This is a genomic window from Cellulophaga sp. BC115SP (assembly GCF_009905545.1).
Lineage (GTDB): Bacteria > Bacteroidota > Bacteroidia > Cytophagales > Spirosomataceae > Flectobacillus > Flectobacillus rivi.
This window is the reverse complement of the sequence record NZ_JAAALB010000013.1, coordinates 132,563-157,722: the sequence shown is the minus strand read 5'-3', so window position 1 is coordinate 157,722 and position 25,160 is coordinate 132,563. Positions and strand designations below refer to the sequence as shown.

Below are 25,160 nucleotides of genomic sequence, written 5' to 3'. Positions count from 1 at the left end.
AGCCGACCGCTACCAGAGCTTAAGTTCAACATTGGTTTCATGGTTTGGCTTTCAGCCACCACGAAACCTTAGCTATTAGCTGATGTTTTTTTCATTTTCCAAGAGTTCGCCTAAACTGTCAAATACATATCTTTCATTTTTACCAATTCCATATTCACCAAGTCGAAATTTTTTCAAGCCCAACTCATTTTCAACTATAAGAATTTCATCTGTTAAAGGGCAGTTCACCTCTCCATTATTTACTTCAATAGCTGAACAAATTAAAAAACTGCTTTCAGTTCTAAATTCGATTTCTTGTGGTACAAAATATTTTCCCCAATTCGATTTTGTCCAATAAATTACCGTATTTGTAATTTGTCGTCCAACAATTTCAGAAGGATAAACAACAGGTTTTTTGTCTTCAACGTTTTCAAAATCAGTCGTTTTCCCCACTAAAATATTCAGTCCGTTATAATTTTTACCAAAGAAAAAGTTGCCTAAACAATATGTCTGTCCAGAAATTTTAATTTCGATTGCATTTAAAAGGCTTTTACCGTATTCGTTTGGTTGTTCAGTAAAATCAATGTCATCTTCGTCCAAATAAAAGAAAATTTGTTCGATTTTTTGTCCAACGAAAGTCAGACAAGTCCTAAATAACTTGTCGTATTCATTTGTTTCTTCTATTGTCCACGGCTCTGTCATAAAATATCAGCTAACATAGATATAAACACTTTAAGAGCGCCGTAGGTGCGACAGAAAACAAAATATGTTGGATTCTGTCGCACCTACGGCGCTTTAAAAAGATAGTAAATTCCTAGTTCAAGACTTAGTCTTGGACTTATTTTTTATACAGTTTATAAACTGAAGCAACAGATAGTCCGAGACTAAGTCTCGAACTAGGCAACAATCTTATTTTGCACGATAACTTAAAGTTCTAATCATCAAGCAAAATTCAACTCAACCATAACTAAACATGAATCATCCCGAATTTTCATCAACAAAGGCGGTCGAAATTAGTTTTTCGAACGCCTTTTTTGATACTATATTTCAGCTTGATACATACCTCTTTAAACGCAAAGCATTACGCCTAGATAATTGAAATTCAGGAAATTACTAAATCTCAATTCACTCAATTAAGGTAAGAAATAGTCTATGGCCTCTACAGACTCAATATTCTCTGCACCTAATTTAATGTGTTTCTGGTGCTCTGGCGATTTGCCATAGGCATCTTCTTCTTTTTGACTTTTGAAGGTAGTAACATAAATATGCTTTACCTTTTGGGTGTTTTTATCATCCTTTACAATTCCCCATTCATAGCTCTTTACCATAGATAATTTGGACAGGTTTTTGAACGAAATATCAACTTTTCGTATCAGGTCCATCGAAGTATTAGTTTTGAATGTTACCACTACTACATGTCGTAGTAGTCCTTTGATAGGAATCGCTTTTGGCGTAGGTTCTGGACCTTTGTTCCAAGTCAAGCAGGTTGCGAGGGTGATGATTTTGAAGAGCATAGAATACAAATTATTAGTTAACTAAATTGAAAATTTGACTAAGGTAACCAGAGTATTTAATAAATTATCCTACTTGGTTTATTTCCACCCAAGAAAAATTTATTTTAGCTTAATGATGAATCAGTTAGGGGGAAAATGCTTCTTGGTGGTCTTCAATAAAATAACCTTTAAAATCTCATGAAAAAGTTAACCTATTTATATAGTATTGTTGTAATCACAGTAGGAATGATGACAGGATGTGCGCCTACTAAAGTTTTTAATCTTGAACCCTTCGGTGCTACCAATAGCACTGTCATCGATGGACGTACTATTGTAAAAGAATCAAAAGATAGTGTTGATGTTGTTGCGTCATTTGTTGGCTTGTACCAAGACTATGCTGTATTTGATATTGAGGTGTTTAATCGCACCAATCATGACTTGCTGGTTAGTCCAAAGGATTTTCGGTTGACGCCCTTCAACGAGGATCAAACGCCCTATTTTTATCGAGAACAAGAGCAGGTTGGCTACTTGGCGATTGACCCTACTGAGGAAATCATTAAGCTAGATAACAGAATGGTGAAAGAGGAAAAAAGGATTAAGACTGCCAAAACCATAAATACCATTTTAGCCATTGCAGGTGCTGTTACACTCGTAGCAGGGGCAACAAAATCGTCGGGTTATCGAGAAACTATCTCAGCCAGAAATACGATGGCTTTGGGAGAAAGTATGTTAAGACTTGGACTGACCAAAGGCGCTATAGACAGAAGCGTGTATTATTCGAGAATGGATCAATATTCCTCCCAAAAGGATGTATGGCAACATCAAACTTTCCTTAAAAATGTCATTGCGCCCAATAGCTCAATAAGAGGCGACGTCTTTATTCGTTATACGTCGTCGGCACCGCTGATGCAATTGTCTTATCCTGTAGGAAGTAATGAAATTATGATTTGGTTTGACAGAGGTAAATAATTGTGTAATGCCTTAATACTGATTGCACCAACCAAATTTTTCATCTATAATCCTAACTCTCTCTTGTATGATAAAATGAAGAAAAGCTTTTGCTACGGGAGAAAAGTTTTTGCCCTTTAACCAGATAATATGCCAAGTACTTTGAATCGGAAAACCTTTTACAGGAATAATTTGTAAATCACCATGAGATAATTCGTTTTTAATACCAATCAAAGGCATAATTGAATAGCCTAATCCAGCCAAAACAGCTTGTTTAACTGCTTCGTTAGAAGTGAGTTCCATTTTTTTGTGAATCGGCAATTTGTTTTCCTGTACATACGCTTCCATGACATGACGTGTGCCTGAGCCATACTCACGGTAAATCAAAGGAAGGGAATCTAGTAGTGAAGTCTCATAGAAAGAATCATTAAATTGCTCTTCTGTGTTACCAATCAAGTAGAGTTTGTTGGACATCAAATCGATTTTCTCTATCTGAAGATGTCCTGGCAGTACCGAAACCAAGGAGAAATCTACTTCGTTTTGTTCCAAACTTTCAACCACTTTCATTTTGTTGGTCACATCAAGTTTGAGTTCTACCCCTTGATTTATTTTCAAAAAATCATTTAGAAAATAGGGAATAATATATTTTCCTGTAGATACAACAGATATTTTCAACTTGCCCGCAAGTTGCCCTTTATACGCTAATGTTTTGTGATTAATGGTATGAACTTCGTTGAGAATACGTTCAGCAGCAATGGCAATTTCTTTTCCAAAATCAGTCACAAAAAGTCTGCGCCCAACTACCTCGGTGAGAGGAATGGCAAACTGTTCCTGAAAATTACGCAATTGAATAGATACTGCTGGCTGACTCAAATGCAGCTCTTCAGCGGCCTTTGTAATGCTTTGCGTTTGAGTAATTGTCAAAAAAACTTGGAGCTGATGTAGCGTATAGTGCATGAGGGATTCGGATATTTTTGACAAAAATACAGTAAAAAGTCCCTTTAACTACAAAAAGAAATGGTTCTCTGTGAAGAAGTTATTTTGTGGAAACCCTCTTAACGACTGTTAATGGCTGGCAAATCACAGGATTACAAACAATAGGATTACAATTAGCCTCTGTTCCGTAGTTGCCTTTGTAGGCATTTACCATGGCTAAACCAATCGAAGGCATAAACATGGAATTAGCGGAGTTGAGCACCTGTACGTCTGCTGAACCTGATGCGTCTGCAACGTTACGGTACAAACGTAATGAGCCAGTACAACTAGTTAACTGGAATTTGAACATAGGAACATCTACATTGGCTGTGATGTTTTGAATGGTAGGAATACCTAAAGCATAGAAATAAATATATTCATTCGTTGCATTAGTTTTGGACTGTTTACCCCACACCGAAGAACCAACACCGTCTTGCAATGGCAAAGTACCCGTTAGATTTTTGATTTTGGCAAAAGTACCAATCGGCGCCACAATCGTAAATTGCATTTCTGTAATTTTATTCATAGTGGTCGTGCTACTATTATTCAAATTAGCGCTAGATTTCATAGAAGCGTAAAACCAACCATCGCTTTTATATTCTATTTTATAAAAAATTTGAGGAGTAGTTTGCGCTTTTAGGGAAGAGACTCCCAAAAGAAGTAATAACGTCAGTATTATATATTTAAACCTATTTTTCATACTCATAACCAATGCAAGGATTAACACTTAGGGGGTACTATTTGAATAAAACCTCAAATACTATGCCACCTCATCAATTGACTCTAAGTGTTAAAACGCTTCCTTGCTTTGGTTAGATATATTATTGAGCATAATTTCGTTTTCTAATCATTCTTCGCACCTGCATCTATCCATTTTTTTACGACAGTCAATTGGCAATCTGTTAGCTTCCCAATAGGTGGCATAGGCGAATAACCCGTCAAGAAATTCAATGAGCCCCAAAGGCGTTTGCTATCTACATAGCTTTTTACTTGTATATAATTTTCTAAACTCACGCCCCCCGACAAACTCCCTGTTTTGTGACAACCTACACAGTTGGTGGTCAGGAGTGGCATAATAGTTTTGGAAAAAGTGACATTTTGTGTATCAACTACCACCGCACAATTCACCTCCCTTGCACCTTGGGTAATCCATTTGGCAATCAAATCTGTTTGTGTTTTTGATAAAGGCTGTGCGGGTGGCGGTGGCATACGCTCATTATCAGTGCGAAGCATTACCGTGTATAACTTACTTTTGCTAGGACTACCTGCCGTTATACCTTTCATGATTTTTGTATATGAAGTTAAATCATAACCATCGGCATGCGTCTTGGTATCGTGACAACCACTTGTTGCACAATTACTTACAAAAAAAGGTAATATCAGTGTGGTAAAGCAAACCGAATCGCCTTTGGAGGCATTGCTTCCCGTAGTACCGCATTGTAAGGTGGAAGTACCTGTATTGGAGGGATTGTTTGAGGTGCCAGCAGTATCTACCGTTATCGTACCCGTATTGTTGACTGAGTCTGTTGGCGAAGGGTCACCTTTGATATTTTGACAGGCAATAAATCCTCCCATAGTTATGCCTAAAATTATACTGCATTTCAACATTTTCATAACTATTGAGTTTTGGGTAAAAGAATAAAACGGTTTTTAACAGAAATAACCTCAGCGATTTTTTCAAAAACTAATTTTGGTACATCTATGTTAAAATCTGCTAATTTGACATCAAAAGGAACATCTACAACAATTTTGTCAGCCCCAATTTGAAGCTTTGCTTTTATCGTTTTTTCTTGTTTTACTCCGTGCATTTCCAATATACCTTTGATGTTGACTTCATAAGTTCCACTTTTCTGAAAATCAATAGCATCCACGATTTTTCCTTTGAAACTACTTGTGGGAAATTTCTCTGTTTCCATATAATTTTCATTAAAATGTTCCTCCATAAGTTTATTAGGGAATTTGAACCCAATGACCTGAATGCGAACAGCCACATCTTTGGTAGCGGTATTTAATGCTGCCGAAACGACCTTATTATCGGCACTAATATTTTCCATAGGTGTTTCAGAAAAAATCTGTGTCGACCCTGTGGTGGTCATAAATACCTGCGCTTGTGCTTTGCCTAACAAGCCAATTAGGCATAAACTCATAAGAATGATGGTTCTCATTGGTGTTGATTTTTTTGTTTATCAAAACTAAATACTCTCGAAATATTGAAGCCATAAAATATATCTCCCATGCTCCACTGACCAGTCGTTTGTCCTATCAAGGCTCTTTCAGTCATACCTTTGGAGTTGGACAAATGCAATTGAAAAACGTGACCACCAGTTTCTATGTCAAATCCGATGGAGAGCGCATTGGTAAATTGTGCATCTCGTCCAAGGTTAGCTTTACTAAATGCTGGTAACGTATAGTAATATTCAGCATTCAGAGAGGTGCGTCGGCTCAACTTGAAGCGCCCTCCCATACCTACACTATAAAGAGTATTGGCATCGGTAGGCGTTTCGGATTTGTTGCGATGAAGTACCGTTGGAGACACCTGCAAAGAAAGTTTTTCGCCAAACTTACGAGCTACCAATAGTTGCGCACAATAACTTTGGCGTTCGAGATTATTGAAATATTGCCTAGTAGGCATCGTTGCCTGTGTGGTCGTATAAGCTGCAATCAGCCCTGTAACAGTGACAGGGGTATTCTGACTTCCAGAGGATTGACGGAGTAGTTTATATTTCGCATAGTAATCATATACTTTTTCGTAACTAGAGCGTCCCAAGCCAACAGTCAATCGGTCGGTAACGCCATACTCCAAGCCTAACCTGATGGTAGATTGGTCGAGTCCAAATAGCTCATTAAAACCTGAATTGATAGCGCCAAACCTATGTGAAATCCTGAAATCCAAATGCTTAGCGGCAATAGTCTCGATAGAATGCCCACTTACCAAACGTGTAGATTTGAAAGTGGCAGTAGTATAAATGGGTATATCTTTTTGCGCTTTTGACAGTTCAGCTAATAAGTCATCTTGCCCAAAAGACATAGCGGTGCCACAGAGCCAAAGCCCTAAAATTAAAAAGCAACGTTTCATATATTTGATTTTACGTAGGTAAAAAAGATTTTTACTGTACTAAATATTAATCGGTAAATAGTATGTAACAGGCTTTAAGCCGTAAGCTAAAAGTTTAAATATGTTTCTTAGGAAACCATAGAAACTTTTTATCGAGTGCCCATAGCTGATTGCCGAAAGCTCAATAATGCAATCTTATTTTAGGCAAGGACGATTCTACATTCACAATTCACCACTCACAATTCAACACTATTCCTAGTTGTTGGTCACCGTAAGAATATTTCCAGCAATGCTCACTTGAAAAACTTTAATTCCAGCACGCCCATTGCTATTGAGTCCAGCACCTGTTTTGCTAAAAGCTGCGCCATGGGCAGTGCAATAAAACTGACTATTCATATACACAATTTCTTGTCTACCTTCGTGGCTGCAAGTTTGTGTTACGGCTACATATTCGGTGGCACTAACTTTGGCAAGTACTACGTTGTTTTGGCGGATATATCCTCCCACATTTTTTAGTGCCGCAGCGGCAGTTGTGGTCAAGTCAATTTTAAGTAATTCTCCTGTTGGATTTGGGGCAATGTTACTTTCATTTTGACATGAGCTTAGCGCAGAACCAGTACAATACACCGCCAATAAGGCAGCGCCTTTCAAGCCAAGGTTTTTCAAAAATTCATTTCTGTTGATTTTTTCAGCGTGATTAGTCGTCATTGTTTCTTATGGTTTTGTTTTGTTATAAAATTTAAAATGCCTTTCTATATACAAGACGTATTTGCTGAAAAATGGTTGGGTAGCTTGATGATTTTTTTGAAAAAATCATCAAGCCTATACTTTAGAAATGCCATTTAAGACCTATTCTCAAACCTGTGCTCTGAAGATACGATTGTAGAGGTAAGTCCTTTACAAAGCTATTAATAGTTCGTTGGTAATAAGGCTCCACCCACACGCTAGAGTTACGTCCTAGCTCTAGCTCCGCTCCAATACCAAACTGGTAGCTCCAGTAAGAGCTAGTATTACTAAAACTACGTAAAGTGGTATAGTAATCATGCCCATCTGATTCATACACTTCTACGTTCATGTGCTGACTACTAGGAATATGATAGTTGATTCCTCCAGCGCCATAAAAACTGATATATCGCTGATTACGAGTTCCTTTGGTTAGTTTTAGAGAAAAGGCATTATATCGTAATGACAAAGGTATATTGATAAAACTCACAGTATGATTGTCCTCCATTTCTACCGAAATAGGGTTATTGATAGCAGGCGTTGTAGTCATTTCATCGGTAGGAATATTAGCAACTCCAAATACAGTTTTGTATAAATATTGCAATTGCCCATTAACCATTTCAGGTTGAATAGACGATTTACGAACCGCACCCGCAAACTGAGTGGTACTCAACTGAATACCAGTAGTAACTGAAATTCTAGGCGAAAGATCAATACTTGTTCTAAAACCCCAAGTATTAGATTTTTCGATAATTTCATTTCCATAATTGAAGGCATCAGGAGTTGAGCGATATACAGTTAAATCACCCAATTCTGGTGCATAAAATGCCGAAATAGAGAGTCTATTTTTGAGTGGAATCTTCAATTTCGGAGGCTTTTCAGCAGGTGTATTTCTTGATTTGTATTTCCAATAAGGAATCGAAGTCAATGGTATATGATGAATAAACGGATTATATGGTTTTGAACGAATTGTATTGGTAATAGACTCCTGATGTACTACATCAGAATGTTCGACATTATAAGGTTGAGCAAAAGCAGAATCGGCAACTGGATTATTTGTTTTAATGATAGAAGTTGAATCATAAGCTAATGGGTTAAGGCTATTAGTGGACTTGGGTAATAAATGACTTATTTGAGTATCTTCATTTGTTTCAATTTCGGCAATGGGAATATCTTCCTTAGACTTTACGAGTGTTTTGTACACAACTTTAGTCAGTGTAATAGTATCATGAACCAGTCGAGTTTGATAAACCAATTTGTTTTTAGACGGAATAAGATATTCCACCTCATTATGGGAAAAATGCTCAATAATAGAGCCTCCAAGTAATAAGGTGACAATACTCGCATATACTGTTAGCCAACGATTAATCGTTTGATAACGAAGTATTTGTGTTTGTAGCGCCATCATCCGCAGATTTTCCCAGACGGCCTTGGGAGGTGTCATCGATAGGCCATCTATTGCCGACCGAAAAACCTTTCCTATATCATTTGATTTTTGCTCGCTCATGGCTTATTTATGATTATTGGTATCGTACATCAATTTAGAAACCCATTTTTGTAAAAGTTTTTTGGCATCGTGTAAATTGGATTTGGAAGTGCCTTCTGATATGCCCAATTGTTGAGCTATTTCGTGGTGCTTGGCTCCTTCAAACTCATAAAGGTTAAATACCAGTCGGTAAGTAGGAGGAAGTTGCTGTACTAGCGACAGTAATTCATTGGCATTGAGCTGGCTCAGAATATCTTCAGCAGATAAAGGATGTTCTGATTCGTATTCGCTCGGAAGTTCTGTTTGATTGCGCAGGTTTACATTTTTTCGATAGGTTTCCAACGCCAGATTTACAATAATTCGCCGAATCCAACCTTCCAAAGAGCCTTCATTTTTGAATTGATGTAAATGTTGAAACACCCGAATAAATCCCTCTTGAAGTAAGTCTTGTGCAGATTCATAGTCGGACGAATAGCGCGTGCACACCACCATCATTTTGGAGGAAAATTGATGATATAGTGTGCTAAAGGCTGTTTCATCTCCCTTTAAGCATCGTTTTATGATTTCTTCTTGTGTCTTCAATATGTGGCTATTTTTCGTTACTATAGGACCATACACTTACAGGAGTATCAGAACACTAACAAGATGAAAGTAAAGAAAGAATGGTTGGGTGCAAGAAAAAAATCATTTCAAAAAATGAAATGATTTAGAAAAGGAGGTAAAGTAAGTATTAGTGCTAAGTTGTGAATTAGGATTGTGCGAAAGATAATAAAAACTGTTTATTTCGGATATCGGATGTTGGATTTCGGCAGTGTAAGCTTCTATATTTTGTAAAAAATAAAAGTATATTTTTATAATTCCGAAATCAGAAATCCCAAATCTAAAATAGCTATAAACCCTTCCTATATTCCTAACTCACAACTCATCATTCAGTATTTATTTAAGTATAAGTCTATCAAATTTTTCTATGAATTCTTTTTTCTGGATTCTACTTAGGGAAAAACACGAGTTGTCAATTTCGATAAAATCTTCTTTGATATTAATCTTCTGCACAAATAGCAGATTGATAATAACGTTTCGATTGATTTTTTCAAAAGTTTTTCCTTGAATCAACGACTCATAATGTTTGAGCGAACCGTAAGTGGCATATTTAGCCTCTTTGGTTTTGATATAAACTAAGTGACCGCTCGATTCGAAATATAAAATCGAATCAATATTGATTTTGTGCAAATAATCCCCTTGCTTCACCATAATAAATTCTGTACTATTACCCAATGAATTATTTTTGGTAGTTTGACTTACTAATTCATCAAGGATTGTTCTAACAGAAAACGGATTAAGGGGCTTAGAGATACAGTATTTTCGACAATCTATTTTTTTATATTCTTCATAATATTCATCCGTTAAATACGAACTATTGAGTATCACCCAAGCACCAGAGTTACGTACAGATGCTAACAAGTCTACGCCAGTAATATCAGACGAAACGTGAATATCCATAAAATAAAGTTGATAATCATTTTCTTTGATGGCTGTTAAAAAGGATTTTGGGGTGTTTACATAAGTAGCATCTATCATAGGATAGTGCTGTAGTATAAGCTCTATGTCTAGTTGATCACTGATGGTATCTTCTAGGATTAAGCAAGAAATAGGATTCATAAATAGACTAGTGGATTCTTAATGCAAATAATCACAAAGTGTTTTAAATAATGGGTGTTAAAAGCTGGCAACAAATACTAAGTTATTTTATGGCTGGAATACGTTGCTCAAAATCTGCAACGAATAACTTTTTGTAACTCTTGGTATTGCTCGTATATACTTACGAGTATTTATAAATCTTGGTTTTTTATAACAATAAAAAAGTGTACCAATTTTGGTTGATACACTCTTTTTAGATTTATTTTTCAGGAATAATTAATCTCGTAAGATAAATATCATCTACTTTATCATTGAAAAGTTCGATAGATTGTTTTTCTAGAATGGTTTTTAACACACTCAATCCTATTTTCAATCCTCGTGACTCGGCTCGTGGTTGTGTGTCTGGCTCTACAAGATTGTAGCAGGTAACTTCTACGAGCTGGGCGTTTCGGCTAATTTTGATTTGAACAGTTGTGTCTCGCTTGGCATATTCTATGGCGTTGAATATGATGTTGCGCATTGTAATCACAAATAATTTTTCATCTATTTTAGCAATAAACGCTTCGGGTTCGACTACAAATGTAAGGTTTCTAACCGAAATATCATTCTGATAAGAGCGAATGATTTTGTGAATCAGCCCTATCAAATCATGATTTTGGTACACAACCGTTTCGTTTTTATTGGTAGATTGAATCCATAATATTAGGTTGTCGATGAGCCATAATAAATTCTCACTACGAGACTTTGATTCGGTTCCTAACAACGAAAGTCGCTCGTATTCTTGTTTCTGAATCAGCAGGTTTAGCTTGTCTGTCAGGTTATTAAAGCTAATAATTGGGTGACGAACATCGTGTACTAATAGCTTGAGAAGCTCGTCTCTAAACTTTAAGTTTTCATGCAAACTCACCGTTTGTCTGTCTACCAAGGCTTTGAGTTTGAGGTTGCGCATACGATAGTTATATGCATATAATTGAAAACCAGCCCAGATGAGCAAGCCCATCACAACAGCCACCATTACCCAAAAATACCAGCGATAATACAAAGGATAAGCTCTAAAAACTTTGACAGTAAGGATATTACTATTCGCAAAATTATTACAAGCCACAACCTTCAGGTGAATCAGCGATTCGCCGTAAGGTAGGTTATCCATTCGAAAGTTTTTAGCGACAAAAGGTGCCCAGTTTTTTTCTTCTTGACCTACCGTATAGTAAAATTGCTTTTCGCAATCATACATATAATCATCAAATTCGGCTTCAAGCTCTATCGAGTTTTCACTCGTTTTTAAGGTGATAATATTCCCATTGAGCGCTGGCATTGTACTTACTAATTCTTGATTGTCAAATATCCGAATATTCCGAATCAACATAACTCCTTCTTTGGGCTGATTGGCAAAAGCTTCTGGTTTGATGACATTTATACCATTTAGTCCGCCAAAGTATAGAGTACCTTCCTCATCTTGAAAGTGCGCCAAGGTATTACATTCGTTATTGGTTAAGCCGTCTAATTCTGTATAAATTTTTAGGAGGTTTCCCACTTTATCAAAATGCCAAATTCCTTGCTCGCTACTTGCCCAATAACCATTTTGGGTTTCATAACAAGATAAAAACTTCACTTTGGCAAAGTGCTTATCTTGGATAAACTGTCTAATTTTTGAGGTTGCAATATCCAATAATAAAATACCTTCTTCGGTAGATAAGATTAGGGTATTAGCTCGTTTTTTATCAAAAAGATTAATGTCATAAGTAGCTTTTTTTTGTCCGAAAGAATAAGGAATATTCTTTATTGTACCATCATTATCAAGCACATAAAGACCTGAAGAAGAAGCAATAAACACTTTATCTTTAAGTTTTAGAAAATCATAAACAGTGGCTGAGGCAAGCTCTTGTGGTTGTTTGCCATCAAAATATTCAATACTACCTTTAGATTTATCGAAATATCCTATCCCTTTTTTCTCAAAACCTAACAATAGCCCTTGCTTATGCTCGATCATTGACCAAATTCGGGTTTCATAATTGGCAAAATATGCATGATTAACTTTTGAGACTAAATCTGTGGTAACGAGCTGTTGTTCGCCAAACCAAAGGTTTCCTTGCTTGTCATGAAGAATTGAAAGGATAAAATCGTTTTGGAGATTGGTATTTAAGGTTGGCAATTTCTCAGATTTCCCTGTTTGGAGATTAACCACCTGTCGACATTGGTTAGTATTGACTATGAGGGTATTCTTATCCAATTTATAAATTTGACGACAAGAGTAATTATTCTGATTGTCTTCAGGATTTGGATTATATAACAAGGTATTAATTACCCCTTTTTGAATACGTACAATCACCAAACCGTTGTCGGTACTCATAAACAAGTTACCATGACCGTCGGCTATAATATGATGAATCGAAAAAGGAAAATCGTGTGTATAGAGCGTTTCTAGGTTGGGACTCAAGAAAGAAATTTTATCATTGCTATAAAAAATCAATGATTTGAATTTGGGCTCATATACCAAGCCTGTCAAATAGGTGTAAGAGTGATTTTTGGGTAAAGAAAAAGTAATATTTGTACCTAGTTTGACTACTTCTGTTTGGGTACGACCATCAAATACAGCATAAAGTTCATCTGCTACGGACAATACTGATACACCAAACTTATTGAGAAGTTTTTCCTGAAATAAAACCTTTCCAACATAATTAATGAGTTGGATATTATCGTCTTCAAGCGTTCCTTTTGCTTCACAAAAAACAATTTTGTTTTGTTTAGCATAAAGCAACTTAACAGGTAATTTACCTATTTTTTTTCGCAAAGTAAGTTTGTTATTATTGGCAGAATATGAATAAATTTCCCCTGTTTTTGTGCCAATCAGGAGCAATCTATTTTCATCAGAAATAATCGACTCGATTTGAATTGAGCTAGGGAGTTTGTTTTTTGAAGGAATAAATTGCTCGTGATTATAGACGTACGTTTGGCGGATATTGAATGAATAAAACCACTCAAAAGCCTCCGAAACCCAATAATTCCCCATGTTGTCTTCACAAATGGTATTAAAGCCTTTGGACGAAAAAGCTTCAGGGTAAGAAATGGATTTGAAGCTATTCCCCTCAAAAAAAGCCATAGAGTTGGCCGTAAGGATAATTTTTTTACCCTTTGAATCTATAAAAGAAGCATTGACATGGCGGTGCCCCAAGCCGCTCGAAAATCCATATTGCTTAGAAGATAAATAATACTGTCCTCTAGATTGGATGTGGGCTATTAGTACACAAATAAGTATAGTTACAAAGCGGTATTTCATCAATCTAACGAGTTTGTTGTACATGATTCTTATGTGGTAATCGCATATTTTGTTTCAAAAAATGCTCATTTTCTAGATATAAAATCTTGAGGGTGCTCTATATAAATCTTGGCAACTCTTCGGGCTGCCAAAGGAGTATCAGTTTCAGGATTTGTGATAGTCTCAATCACAGTCTTAACGCCTCGAAGTTGATGGTTATCAAGATAAATTTGGATAACCACAGCTCTCAAATAGGCCAAATAGCTATTTAGTTTTGCACTACCAACGCCATCATGACTGCCGACAATTCGAAGGGTAGTGTTTTGATTGTTCTGTAGTTGACTTATCAAGCCATTTAATTGCTCTTGTGTTTCGGCGGTTAGATAAAAACTTCCTTGTTCGAATGGAATGATAAGGTTGGGTGTAGGTGCTATTACTTTGGGGATAATAGGTTTTGTTGTATTCTTTACTAAAATAGCTTTGATAGAGTCAGCCCGAATAGGTAGGCTATCAACTTTCAATTCAAAAATCTGATTGAGTCCTTTGAATGATTTATCATATAAAAACTCTTTAGTGTATGCCACATAGTTATCTTTTCGAACCGATACCTCAAAGGTACAAAACATTTCGGGGAGGTACTCTATGGGTTCGCCTTTTCGAGCTTTTCTTATGGCAACAGCTCCTGTTTTATTAAGACGTATTGAATACTCCGCGTCTATATACTCTCCTGTATTTTGGTCTTTTGCCAAAAACTGAAAATATGGGATTCGTTTAAGCACAATAGCTATAGTATTCTTGGAAACGATTCTCACGTTGGTATTTTGCGTATTGAGAACGTCGCCTTCTAAAGATTGGTTTTTGATTTCATGAAAAGATAAAAATAAGTGTGAGACAAAAAATGCTTGGCTCTGAATCATAAAATAATACTCTTTATCATACTCAATAGTAAGATGGAAAGTGCCGTCTGTTGTTTTTTCTTCGTGAATTACTTTATGGTTTTTGGACCTTTCTAAAATAGAAAAAATAGCATTATCTACAGGCATAGAATATTCGTCTATCACCCTAATTTCTAAATGCTTAGAAGTGGCAAAAGACCAACTATTCATCAAGATTAAATAAACAAATAAAAGGATTCTTAAAATCATGGCTCTTCATAAAGTAAAATTACACTTTCGTATTCAGCCCACTCTGAAATGTACTACTTTGGCGTCTAAACTGGCGACAGCTGGGTTATTTGGAATAACCCAGCTGTCTATTTTCATTGTTATTTATTTTCTAACTTTTTCACGATAAATCGATTTACGTTCCTGTACAGCACTTTCGGTATTGGTATCATCGATTTTGGTAACAGTGTAAACATAAATTACATCGGGTTTTACATTTTTGTCTTGGTACTCAAAATTCCCGTTGTTTACTGTACCTATTAACTTGAAGTTTACCTCTGTGGGAAGCTTTCGATATATTTTATAGCTTTTTACAGAGCCTACTTCTACGCTTGGCCAAGAAATCTTGATACTTTCAGACAAATTAGATAAGCCGATACCCGAAATGCCATCAACCATATTTTTAGGCTTTGGTGTTTGGACTGTTACCTCTGGTGAAAAATATGAAGTATCTCCTTTGATGGTAATTGAGGCTACACGGTACAAATAGCTATTGCCCAATTCGAAAGTTTCATCAATAAAATTCGAAGCATTAAGTGAAGTTGTATGGATATTCCTAAAAGATGTTTCTCCCTTCTTTTTACGTTGTAAGGCATATCCTGCGATAAAATCATCGTTGAGCCTGACGTCGTTCCAACTCAAGCGTGCTTTAGCATTGATAACCTCAAATCCAATATTACTTGGACTTTGTACAGACTCAACTTTGCTAGGTGAATACATTACATACGGCGAAAAGTCGCTTGTATCTTGAGTAACATTCACAGCCATAATAGCATAGTAATACGTAGAACGTCCAGTAAGATAACTTGTAGTATCTAGATATTCTCTTTCCTTGACTGCCGAACGAATCGGAATCATTTTTTTAGGACTTGTTCCACGATATACATAATAGCTATGTCCTGCTTTTTCGTCGGCTACTTCCCATTTCAATCTAGCGTTGGGACCCTCTGCTTTTACGGTAAGGTTAAAAGGTGGTGTTGGTTTAGAAAACTTTCCACAAGTCATAGTTGTGGTAGCTGGTATTTCTTGTTTTAACTCTTGGAAAGGAATGAAAATTGGGCGAACAAAATATTTGAACATTTGTCCCGCTGGAAATACATCGGTATCTACAAACTTGGAAGCTGTTACTGGAAGAATTTGAATTACTTTTGGCTCTTCATTACCCGCCGATTTGGCAATTTCTATACCTGAGTAATAAGGTTTATCAGCCAGTTTTTTCCATTGTAAAATAATAGCATTTGTTGAATCAGAAGATTTCACACCATAAATTAACTCAACACTTCCATTGTGAGCAATTACGCCACGAGCTACTTTGGAAGTATCACCAGTATTATACACAAAGTCTTCAGGAATAACCATGGTTTCGACTAAGTCATCACGTTTTCCTAATACACGCGCTGTGAGAATATGTGTACCAGTGGGATCACTATTGGCAACATTTTTTTCTAAAAATTGCCATTGTACACTACCATTTTTGCGATAATACACATTATAGCGAGTCGTAAAGTCATCGGTAGGATAAATCGATAAAATTGACTCGTTGGCTAAGTATAATTTTTTGACATTGGCATACGCACTTTCATCTATACGCTGCGCATTCTGATTAGATTTTACCTGAAAAGCCTGCTCAATTTGCTCCCCAAGTTTTACCATATCAGCAGATCTGTCAACGTAAGCAGGGGAAGTAATTTTCCATTCAAAAATAACAGATGAATCCGACCCAATAATTTTATTAATCTGTGGGACATATTGCTTGAGAGCAAAGTTTTTAGGATTACAAAACGCACTTACTGTACTTACAAGTTTTTCTTCTTTATTGGCCGAAAGCTCAAAAATTTCGTAATTATATAATTCGTTTTTTTGTGCTGTTGAGTCTAAAAACGCAAAGCCAAATGCTTGTAAAAACTCAATTTTAAGTTCTCCAAATGCGGCTAATGACTTATACGAAGGACTGCTATACAAAAACGCCATTGTTTCAGAAGCGCCATAAAACTTCTTCATTTTCTCAAAATCTCTTAGTGACTTCCTTCCGACCACACGCATAAAATCATTGTAATCCTGAGCCAGTTGCATTTGGCCGATTACTTTAGCAGCAGATTCTGTAATCTTTTTTCGTTTGATAACATATTTCAATTTCCCTAATGATGTACCAGAAATATAGTCAGTTTTTAGGCGTATGTACACGCCTTTGGGCGACGGTAAAGCCGTAGCAATATCCTGAGATTGAGCCTGTGCAACCCATGAAACAGATGAAGCTAATAGTATGAATAAAAAATAAAGCTTTTTCATGTTTTAAGTATATTAACCAGCAGGAGTTATTTTGGATTCACTCCTGCTGTATTTGTAACCCTTTGTTTTAGACTAATTATTCAAAAGTTCCTGACGACCATATTGGATCTTCGCCAAAATACACGGTGATATTGCCTGGCGTACTACTTCCTAAACGTTTATACAATACAAGATTACCATCATCTTGCATAATCAAGAAGGTTTCGCGTCCACCTCTACCATTAGTACCTGATGCCCAAACAGCTCTATCATCGCTACGATAGGCCACAAAGTTACCATCTTTTTGTACGTAGATACTATTCGCACCTTTACCATTGGTCATTGTTGCCCATAAGGCTTTTTCACCTTTATATAATACTACGTTTCCGTCTGATTGTAGCGTTAAATAGTATTTACTATTTGTTGAGGTAATCTTGTCATTAGTTTTAAGACTTTCACCATTTCTGACTGTAATCTTTTGGAGCTCTTCTTTTGTATATACATTTCGAGTTCCAGATGACCAAATAGGATTATCGCCATCTTTATAAATCACCAAGTTACCATCGTCTTGCATTACAAGCACGCAAGAGCTATTACCTTTTCCATGAGAACCAGTTGCCCATACAGCTTGCTCGCTAGCAGTATATGCTACCAAATTACCATCTTTTTGCATTTTTAAGGTACTTACGTTTTTACCACCAGTTCTGGCTTCCCAAATTTTTGCGCCATTTTTGGTAATTACGATATTACCATCGGATTCAACAGATAACTTATAAATACCATTTGAAGAAGAGCGAGATTCGCCTGGCTTAATGGATGTTTCGGCAGTAATACTACTCTTGGCAGAGTATGATTTACCATCAGCAGAACCACCATTTGAACCAGGAGCCGAACCGCCTGCAAAAGCCTTCCAGCCTCTTTCTGAGTCAGGTCCTTTTTCACGATAACTCACCCCAAACTGACCTTCGAGACATAACTTCAAGAATCTATCTATTTCACCACATGGATAAGGCACATTCAATGTAACTGGGCAGTACCACTTGCGTCCACTACAGCATGAAATACATTTGTCGCACCATTTGATACCTGTAATACTGTAGTCGTTACATGGTTTATCTTGATATTTACCTGCACCAATTTCGAGTTTAGCACGACCCGCCATTAGGAAATTCCAACCCATTTCGTTGGTATAACCACCTCCTAACTCAAACATACCTTCAAATTTACCTCCTAGGTTGAAGCCCAGAATATCGGCCTTACCTTCAGCTTCTATCTTGGCCATACTATTAATCATGAAGTTGCCATTAGCAAAGTTGATACCAGCTTTTAGGCGTCCTTTTACCAAAATTTCGATACTGTATTTTACTAGATCAACACCAAAGGCACTTGCACCACCATTTTCACGCTTTTCATAACTTAAATCAACACCTAAATAGAGAGCCGAGATAGTTTTGTTATCACTTTGGTACAAATAGTTTGGAATATCCGTCAGATACAAGCCTAATTCTTTAGGAGCATCAGGATGTTTGGTATCACATACAATCCCAAAGAGCATTCGACCATTGAGGGTCATTCCAAAAAGTTCTGTGCGCACATTGGCACCGAGGAAGAAACCTGCGCTTGGCGAGATAAAAGCTAAAGCATCTACTTTTACTTTTTTCTCAGACATTTCTACCTCGCAATCGATTTTACAAACAATTACAGCATCGCAGAAATTGACCTCGGCTGATACATTACAGATTTTCTCAGGTTTAGCACTTTTGGTTCCTGTCCATAGTTCGGCATATCCTCGAAGTATAGGTTTGGAGCCACATCGTCCTCCTACAAAATCGAGTGACAAACGAACCTTTTTATAAGAAACTACTTTTTCAGGTAATCCAGAAGAACGAGCGTCTCCTAGAAGGAACACACTAAATTTGCCTTCGGCGGTATTCCAATCAAAGCCCCCTCCAAGTGCTGTCCACGTGATAGGACCTGTTACTATTCCAGTAGCGCCTGTCGACATTTTGAGAGCTGCTCCAAGTTCATATCCCGAGCCATCTACAAACTTGTAGAATTTCAGAGACATAGCTGCTTTGAGCTCAGCACCTTCAAACTCACCCTCTCCTTCAAAACCTACTTTTTTGCCACTAGTAGCAATCTTTACTTTGGCATAAGCTCTAAATGATGTTGCGTCTATTCTAAGAGCAAACTCATTCATTCTCAATTCAAAGCCTTTACCAAAGTCGCCGATGTACATAGATACATCTGAGTCTACATTGATAGATTTGAAATCTAGCTCAACACCTCCTGCAAAACCCATCGCCCATTGTAGAGTATCTGGACTGGCAGCTACTACCTTATCTTCAATAGCTTTTAGTGCAAGACCATCGACCGAAGCGTTAGCTTTAGACTCTTGGTTGTCTTTGCTAAGTGCACCAACACGTTTGCCATCGTCATTGACATAGGTATTGGCATCATTGAACTTAGATGAGGTATTCATTCTGTTTACCTCGTCTTCACTCATTTTGAGCATGTCGGTCATCTGTGCAGGCGTGGTTTTCATACCACGTGTGTAGACGATTCGACGAATCTTAATAGCAAATGATTCAAATCTCAAAGCATCTTGCGAAGGAGAAACTGCCACCAAGAATTTTCCAGAAGTCGACCACGTAAAAGCTGTTACTTCTAGAGGGAAAATGCGTTTCTTCCAATCTAAACCACTTCCAGATTTGTTGGCAGTCGTATCAGTTGAAACGTAAGATTTACCTGCATCAATCGCTTCACGTTTTTGAGTTTCGATTGCTTTGTTTTTATCCGCCTCCTTCTGTTTAGTAGCGGCTTCAGCTTTTTGTTTTTCGTCTGCTTCTTGTTTTTCCTTAGCCGCTTTTTCACGTGCTTGCGTAAGTGGTTCTAATGCTGCTTTGAGTTTAGTGATTTCGTTTTCTTTGGCAGTATTATCATCTTGCCATTTTTTCCAACGAGCATCAACATCCTTCTCTTTGTTTTTATTACTTGTTTCTGCTTCAGTCTGTGCTTTCTCTTCCTCTTTAGCCTGTTCAGAGTCACGACTAGCTCCTGTATATTTTCTGGTGAGAGCAATACGCTTTACATTGAGTGATTGTTGCTCTTTAGATAGTTTGTCATATTCACTAGTGAGCTCTTCTTTGAGTTTAGCAAGTGCTTTTAGTTCTTCTTCAGCCTGAGTAAGTTGCTTTTGGGTATCCTCAAACTTTTTATTTTCTTTGTTGGTTTTAAGTGAACTTTGCTCAGCTTCAAAAGCAGCATTGCCTTCATTGGCTTTTCTTAGGGCTACATTTTTATCTATCTCATCTTGAGAAAGACGTTTTCCAAATCTATCTGTAGAATCGCTAGTAAATGTTTTAAGATCAGATTCGTCCCACTCAATTCGTAATGACCCTTCTATCTCATAACTGGCATCTTTAGGGTTTCCTTTGATAGTAATATTCTTTTTACCAACCGTTTTAAAGCGGAGCTTACTAAATCTAAAGCCATCCTTCGGAGTACTGATATCGACATTAGGGAATATTTTATCTTTGATAATAGTAAATCCTAAGGCATTGATATTGACAAAGTTTTCTTTATCCGTATTAAATGTTCCACCTAAGTTGAATCCTTTAAAACCACTAAATATTTGTACTGTATTGATATAACACATCCAAGTGTCGGCTACGCCAAACTTGACAAATTCTTTTTTGTCAGGATCTGACTTACCTATCATGATCGACTTCATTTCGAAGGCGTCGTTAATCTCCAACTTTTCAATAGTAAGCGGGTTATTTTTCGTAAATCGCCATATCTCAGGAAGTAAAAGTACCCCTTTCATACTTACCCCTGACTTTTTGAGTACAGCAGATTCCGGATCTATACCTGCTGAAACAAGACCTCCCAAACCTAGAGAAAACTTTAAGAAGTCATCATGTTTAAGTTTTTTTGTTTCACCTGAAGTAGAAGTATCCTTTTTAGCTCCTAATTTTTTGATTTGATTTACTTTAGATGCTTCAGGGAAAATAATTTTGTATTCTTTTGTTTCAGATAGTTCTTCTAGTGCCATAGGAGCAAACGCTAACAATAATGGCTCTTTATCTGGAACAGCAGTTACATCTTTTGGGCTAAGACCTTTAAGCTCTTTTGCAGCGTTGTCACGTGCTTCTTGGCTGGAAGATTTAGCAGCAATAACATCTTGATATAATGCCTTGTTGGCTTCATCTACTTTACCTTGAATCTGTTTTTCAAGATCTTTCTTTTCTGTGGCAGCCTTTTCTCGTTTTCCTGCATCTTTATCAGAGAGTTTATCATCAAATTTACCTAGCTTAGCATCTTTGGATTCATCTTTTTTCAACTCTAGTTCCATCTTTCCGAAAGTAATATCCATCATTTCGGTTCTGGTAAGCTCCATCGTTGAGGCTCCAATTTTACCATTACTACTTAAGCTAGTAGATTTTGCATCTGTCTGTTGCAAACGAATGTAAGGCTCACCAACGGGGTTACCTGTCAGCAAGATTGGGGCGTACCCAAAAAGTTTGATTTTGGCCTCTGTTTCTACAAAATCAATCTTATTTTGAGTAATAATTGCGTTGGTTTTGTTGGTATCTTCTTTTACGACAACGTTTTTGAAAGTAAGCGTTTTAGTATCGCCAGCCTTAAAGATATTTTTTGATTTTTCGAGTTTTCCTTTGTCAAGCAGCAAGCTTCCCGAAATCATGTAGGTGTTGTTAGAATGCTTGACAATATTGTCGATATTAATATTAAAGTTCATTAGGGTTTTGAACTTTGGCAATTCTTTATCCTGAGCCAGCATATAAAATGCCCTTGTATTGTTGCCGCTGTGCTGATTCACAATTGCAGCCGTAAAGGCATGTTTTATGGTATTGAAGTCCGTTTTGGTAAATTCCATTTCGATGTCTTCACCTTTTGGAACTCGCAATTTAAATTTACCCTCGGCATCAGTTTTGATTTTACTTCCATTTACTGATACTTCTACCTCTGCTAGACCCTTGTATTTGTCTCCTGCTTTACGACCATTTTCACGAACACCAGCAATGTAAAATGTACTATCATACACAGCTCCATTAAAGTAGATGGCAGGTTTGAGGCGTACTTTTACCAAAACTGTATCCCCTTTAACATATCTTTTAGGTAATGGAATACTTATTTCTTCTTCAACAAAGCCATTGAAAGCCACTGTGGTATCGTTGTTCATTACCTTCTTATTAGTGACTTTGATTGTTAACTCGCTTTTAGAAGTAGTCGTAAGATATCCACCTGACCAGATTTCTTTATCACCATCCTTTTTGATAAACTTGGCAGCAGAAATATCACGATCGCCATCCTCTATGTTAAGAATAGCACTAACAGCCACAGCAGAATCACTTTGGTAACGTAAGCCCAAAGCCCCTATTTTATTAGTATAGGCAACTACTCGATAGGTAGTTTTATTTTCGAGCTTTATAGAGTCTACCTCAAAGTAGTTTACTCCAATAAGTTTGGCTTTTGAGAAATTATCTATATAAAAATTTTCACGCTGTGTTTTATCTGTGATGGCTTTTATTTTAGCTAATAGATTACCTTTAAAATCATCTAAGTTTTTCCCTTCAATTTTCGATTTCTTGAACTTACTAATATTAGCATAAGCCACATCGTAGCCGTCAAACTCGACTTTTACTGAATCTATCATTTCAGAACCTGCAAAACCTATACTGAAATAGCCATTTTCGTTTGTTTTGGTAGATTGTGATTTATAGGAAACAGTAGCCCCACTAAGGATTTTTTTGTCACGTCCAAATACACGTCCTTCTATGTAATGAGCATTTCCATCAAGCATGAAGTTGTGTTGAATATCTTTATTTTCATATACCAGAACGGTAGAGTCCTTGCTGATTGTCAGGAGAGGGTCAATAGCATTGAGCAGCATCTTTGTGCCTTTGATAACAGGAACTGCATTTGGCCCAGTTGTAAACCCCCAAACTTTAATGCTAAAATCTAAAACCTGAGGAATTTCCATTTCATAGAAACCTTCACCATCTGTACGAGTCGATATATTGTGGAACTGTACTGAAGCATTGGCAACACGCTCAACTTTATCCCCTGTTTTGCGCTCTACGTAGCCACTAATGACGTTGACAGGCGCTTTATAGGCAAAATAATCTGTAACGGCTAGGTATTTTCCTTCTTGAAAATCGGTAATATCATTTACAGGAAATACGACAGCTTTTCTATCTTTTTGTTTAATACGAAGAACAAACTTATCGTTGAAGGCTTTATTGTTAAAGATTTGTGCTAAAGTTGTGGTACTTAGAAGCTCACCTACCTTTACATAAGTATCTTTATTATAGGTTAAAGAAGCACGTTCGCCTTTAAGGTTACCTTCATGTTGGAGATATGGGTTTTTCTCAACAACCGATTTAAGGCGATACAATGCTATTTCTTCTATAGAATTATTAGCGATGGTTTCGCCTGAAGGTAAGCTCATACCGTTGATTAAGACTTTCGGACTAAAACGAATCGAATTAGCGAGCAATACCATTTCAGAAGCCGTTTTTGTACCCGTTTCCTCAGCACCTACCGAAAGCTTAGTAATAGTAGGAGCAAAATTTTCACCCTGATATTCGGCAACTATGTAGAGGTTTTTAACATCTGACAATAATTTTACACCAAGTGCATCAAATGAGTATTTTCCTTGAGCATCGGTTTGTACTGTAGCAATGCGTTCAGGTTTTACGGTTTTTAAATTTTCAATCGTTAATTCTACAGGTGAATTATACAAAGTCACAATCGCTTTTTCAAGAGGATATTTGACATTCGCAGGGCTTGAGGTTTCGTTAGTCCCCTGTTGGGTTTTTCTTGAAGGAAGGCTAGAATTATCAGATGCTTCAAGTACACTTCCTGTAGCATTTAGATTTTGTTCTGATGCCCGAAAAGCCCAAACGATATTCCCTTTCAAAACAAGTTTTTCTTGCTTAATAGCCGCAGGCGATTTAGTTAAGCTTACAGGTTCAGCCGTTGCGCGATTCCCTTGAGCATCAATTCCTGTCACACGCATTTCATAGCTTTTTTCAGGGGCAAGGTTATTAATCAAAAATGTATTGTATAAGCCACCTGTAGAAGCGGTAACATCTACATTTTTCCAGTCTTTAGCATTTTTTTCACGAAATTCTACCGTAAAATTTTTGTGCGCATTATCTCCTTTCCAATTAAAGGTAGATCCTTTAAAATCGTCTGTCCAAGCTACTTGTAAGTTTGTCGGAGGATTGAGTTTTACAGCTTCGCCATAGGTAAAATATTGAATTTCGCTGTAACCATTATTTCTAAAAACACCTACATCTTCGCTCCCACGCTTAGCAACTGCTTGTACACGATAGGCATACGTGCGCCCAACAACCAATGGTGGCATGGTTGCATTATAATTCAAAACAGTGTTTCGTGTACGAGTTTGATAATAAGCAGGTTGAGACAAGAAAAGGTTTTGGACATTTCCCTGAAAACCGTTATTCAACATCAAATCGGTAATGGTAAATTCATACTCTACGTCGTTGACGTTGTTGTGGCGTGGCGCCCACTGAAAATTGATATTTTGAGGATTGGTAGGCGTTACGCTAATCTGATTTTGTGGCATTACCCAAACTGGCGGTTCGTTGACTACCAACCAAACAGGTGTACTCCACTGAATGCCCGAAATAGGACGGTTGGTTTGGAAGTCGATGATTTCGACACCAAAACGAAATGCACCTTCATTGAATGGTTTTCGGTATTGCTCAGGGGTTATTTTAAGGTTGTATTGCTTAAAATAGTTGGCAACTTGAGGCGCAGGAATGTTATATACCTGTCCTTCGACCAAAGTAATCGATGGTTCGCCTTGGACAAAATCGGTACTCTGAATTAGAAAGCCTTGCCCTTCAATGTACACACGAATACGAAAAGCACGTGATGCAATGCTTTTGTCATTCATCTGAACCTGAATCGACAGGTTTGTTTGTGCAGGATTGCTAAAATCAGAGAGATATACGGGATAAGGTGGAAGCTGAGTAAATCTGGCAACCACTGGGAAATATTGTTGAGCTACACCTTGTAACTGTCCCGCAACAAGCAACAAAGTCAGTACGATTAGCTGTTTGAAACGTACCGATATTTGATATGTATGAAGGCCTAGTTTAGCCATGTCTTTCAGTATTAATTA

General features: G+C 37.0%; 16 protein-coding genes. 1 reads left to right on the top strand and 15 read right to left on the bottom strand.

What is annotated here, in order from left to right:
• Positions 1-75: 75 nt before the first annotated feature.
• Together GVN22_RS12360 and GVN22_RS12355 are read right to left on the bottom strand one after the other, a co-directional pair.
• Positions 76-681, bottom strand: a complete 606-nt coding sequence (locus GVN22_RS12360; protein ID WP_166551333.1) for a hypothetical protein — start codon at positions 679-681, stop codon at positions 76-78.
• 431 nt (positions 682-1,112) lie between these two features.
• Positions 1,113-1,493: a Dabb family protein gene (locus tag GVN22_RS12355; RefSeq protein ID WP_166551332.1), complete on the bottom strand. Its 381-nt coding sequence runs from the start codon at positions 1,491-1,493 to the stop codon at positions 1,113-1,115.
• A 177-nt stretch (positions 1,494-1,670) separates the two neighbouring features.
• Between GVN22_RS12355 and GVN22_RS12350 the strand changes: the two genes are divergently transcribed.
• Complete coding sequence (locus tag GVN22_RS12350) at positions 1,671-2,441, top strand: hypothetical protein (protein ID WP_166551331.1); 771 nt, start codon at positions 1,671-1,673, stop codon at positions 2,439-2,441.
• 12 nt (positions 2,442-2,453) lie between these two features.
• Here the strand turns inward: GVN22_RS12350 and GVN22_RS12345 are convergent, their stop codons facing one another.
• The 13 genes from GVN22_RS12345 to GVN22_RS12285 form a co-directional block, all read right to left on the bottom strand.
• A complete protein-coding gene (locus tag GVN22_RS12345; RefSeq protein ID WP_166551330.1) occupies positions 2,454-3,377 on the bottom strand; it encodes a LysR family transcriptional regulator in 924 nt (307 codons plus the stop codon).
• A 79-nt stretch (positions 3,378-3,456) separates the two neighbouring features.
• On the bottom strand, positions 3,457-3,921 hold the full coding sequence (locus GVN22_RS12340; protein WP_166551329.1) for a hypothetical protein: 465 nt from the start codon (positions 3,919-3,921) through the stop codon (positions 3,457-3,459).
• Positions 3,922-4,238: 317 nt separating this feature from the next.
• Positions 4,239-4,970 (bottom strand): c-type cytochrome domain-containing protein, encoded by a 732-nt coding sequence (locus GVN22_RS12335; RefSeq protein WP_166551328.1) that lies wholly within the window; start codon positions 4,968-4,970, stop codon positions 4,239-4,241.
• Between the two features lie 41 nt (positions 4,971-5,011).
• Positions 5,012-5,560, bottom strand: coding sequence for a YceI family protein (locus tag GVN22_RS12330; protein ID WP_205690875.1), 549 nt, complete (start codon positions 5,558-5,560; stop codon positions 5,012-5,014).
• The gene (locus tag GVN22_RS12325; RefSeq protein ID WP_166551327.1) at positions 5,557-6,471 is read right to left on the bottom strand and encodes a DUF5777 family beta-barrel protein; all 915 of its coding nucleotides are present in this window, start codon (positions 6,469-6,471) and stop codon (positions 5,557-5,559) included. The genes GVN22_RS12330 and GVN22_RS12325 overlap by 4 nt, the downstream gene beginning before the upstream one ends.
• A gap of 234 nt (positions 6,472-6,705) precedes the next feature.
• Complete coding sequence (locus GVN22_RS12320) at positions 6,706-7,158, bottom strand: Rieske 2Fe-2S domain-containing protein (RefSeq protein WP_166551326.1); 453 nt, start codon at positions 7,156-7,158, stop codon at positions 6,706-6,708.
• Positions 7,159-7,279: 121 nt separating this feature from the next.
• Positions 7,280-8,680 carry a hypothetical protein gene (locus tag GVN22_RS12315; protein WP_166551325.1) on the bottom strand — a complete coding sequence of 467 codons (1,401 nt, stop codon included), beginning with the start codon at positions 8,678-8,680 and terminating at the stop codon, positions 7,280-7,282.
• A gap of 3 nt (positions 8,681-8,683) precedes the next feature.
• Positions 8,684-9,241 (bottom strand): RNA polymerase sigma factor, encoded by a 558-nt coding sequence (locus tag GVN22_RS12310; RefSeq protein WP_205690874.1) that lies wholly within the window; start codon positions 9,239-9,241, stop codon positions 8,684-8,686.
• Positions 9,242-9,595: 354 nt separating this feature from the next.
• The gene (locus GVN22_RS12305) at positions 9,596-10,318 is read right to left on the bottom strand and encodes a LytTR family DNA-binding domain-containing protein (protein ID WP_166551324.1); all 723 of its coding nucleotides are present in this window, start codon (positions 10,316-10,318) and stop codon (positions 9,596-9,598) included.
• 238 nt (positions 10,319-10,556) lie between these two features.
• Positions 10,557-13,598: a two-component regulator propeller domain-containing protein gene (locus tag GVN22_RS12300; RefSeq protein ID WP_166551323.1), complete on the bottom strand. Its 3,042-nt coding sequence runs from the start codon at positions 13,596-13,598 to the stop codon at positions 10,557-10,559.
• Positions 13,599-13,639: 41 nt separating this feature from the next.
• Positions 13,640-14,698, bottom strand: coding sequence for an OmpA family protein (locus GVN22_RS12295; protein ID WP_166551322.1), 1,059 nt, complete (start codon positions 14,696-14,698; stop codon positions 13,640-13,642).
• Between the two features lie 123 nt (positions 14,699-14,821).
• Positions 14,822-17,005: a fibronectin type III domain-containing protein gene (locus tag GVN22_RS12290; protein WP_166551321.1), complete on the bottom strand. Its 2,184-nt coding sequence runs from the start codon at positions 17,003-17,005 to the stop codon at positions 14,822-14,824.
• 76 nt (positions 17,006-17,081) lie between these two features.
• Positions 17,082-25,142 (bottom strand): hypothetical protein, encoded by an 8,061-nt coding sequence (locus GVN22_RS12285; protein ID WP_166551320.1) that lies wholly within the window; start codon positions 25,140-25,142, stop codon positions 17,082-17,084.
• Between the last annotated feature and the right edge of the window lie 18 nt (positions 25,143-25,160).

Coding starts and splice junctions, on each gene's coding strand:
- GVN22_RS12325 (WP_166551327.1), bottom strand. CDS start 6,471: ATGAAACGTTGCTTTTTAATTTTAGGGCTTTGGCTCTGTGGCACCGCT.
- GVN22_RS12320 (WP_166551326.1), bottom strand. CDS start 7,158: ATGACGACTAATCACGCTGAAAAAATCAACAGAAATGAATTTTTGAAA.
- GVN22_RS12360 (WP_166551333.1), bottom strand. CDS start 681: ATGACAGAGCCGTGGACAATAGAAGAAACAAATGAATACGACAAGTTA.
- GVN22_RS12295 (WP_166551322.1), bottom strand. CDS start 14,698: ATGATTTTAAGAATCCTTTTATTTGTTTATTTAATCTTGATGAATAGT.
- GVN22_RS12340 (WP_166551329.1), bottom strand. CDS start 3,921: ATGAATAAAATTACAGAAATGCAATTTACGATTGTGGCGCCGATTGGT.
- GVN22_RS12350 (WP_166551331.1), top strand. CDS start 1,671: ATGAAAAAGTTAACCTATTTATATAGTATTGTTGTAATCACAGTAGGA.
- GVN22_RS12285 (WP_166551320.1), bottom strand. CDS start 25,142: ATGGCTAAACTAGGCCTTCATACATATCAAATATCGGTACGTTTCAAA.
- GVN22_RS12330 (WP_205690875.1), bottom strand. CDS start 5,560: ATGAGAACCATCATTCTTATGAGTTTATGCCTAATTGGCTTGTTAGGC.
- GVN22_RS12305 (WP_166551324.1), bottom strand. CDS start 10,318: ATGAATCCTATTTCTTGCTTAATCCTAGAAGATACCATCAGTGATCAA.
- GVN22_RS12345 (WP_166551330.1), bottom strand. CDS start 3,377: ATGCACTATACGCTACATCAGCTCCAAGTTTTTTTGACAATTACTCAA.
- GVN22_RS12300 (WP_166551323.1), bottom strand. CDS start 13,598: ATGTACAACAAACTCGTTAGATTGATGAAATACCGCTTTGTAACTATA.
- GVN22_RS12335 (WP_166551328.1), bottom strand. CDS start 4,970: ATGGGAGGATTTATTGCCTGTCAAAATATCAAAGGTGACCCTTCGCCA.
- GVN22_RS12355 (WP_166551332.1), bottom strand. CDS start 1,493: ATGCTCTTCAAAATCATCACCCTCGCAACCTGCTTGACTTGGAACAAA.
- GVN22_RS12290 (WP_166551321.1), bottom strand. CDS start 17,005: ATGAAAAAGCTTTATTTTTTATTCATACTATTAGCTTCATCTGTTTCA.
- GVN22_RS12315 (WP_166551325.1), bottom strand. CDS start 8,680: ATGAGCGAGCAAAAATCAAATGATATAGGAAAGGTTTTTCGGTCGGCA.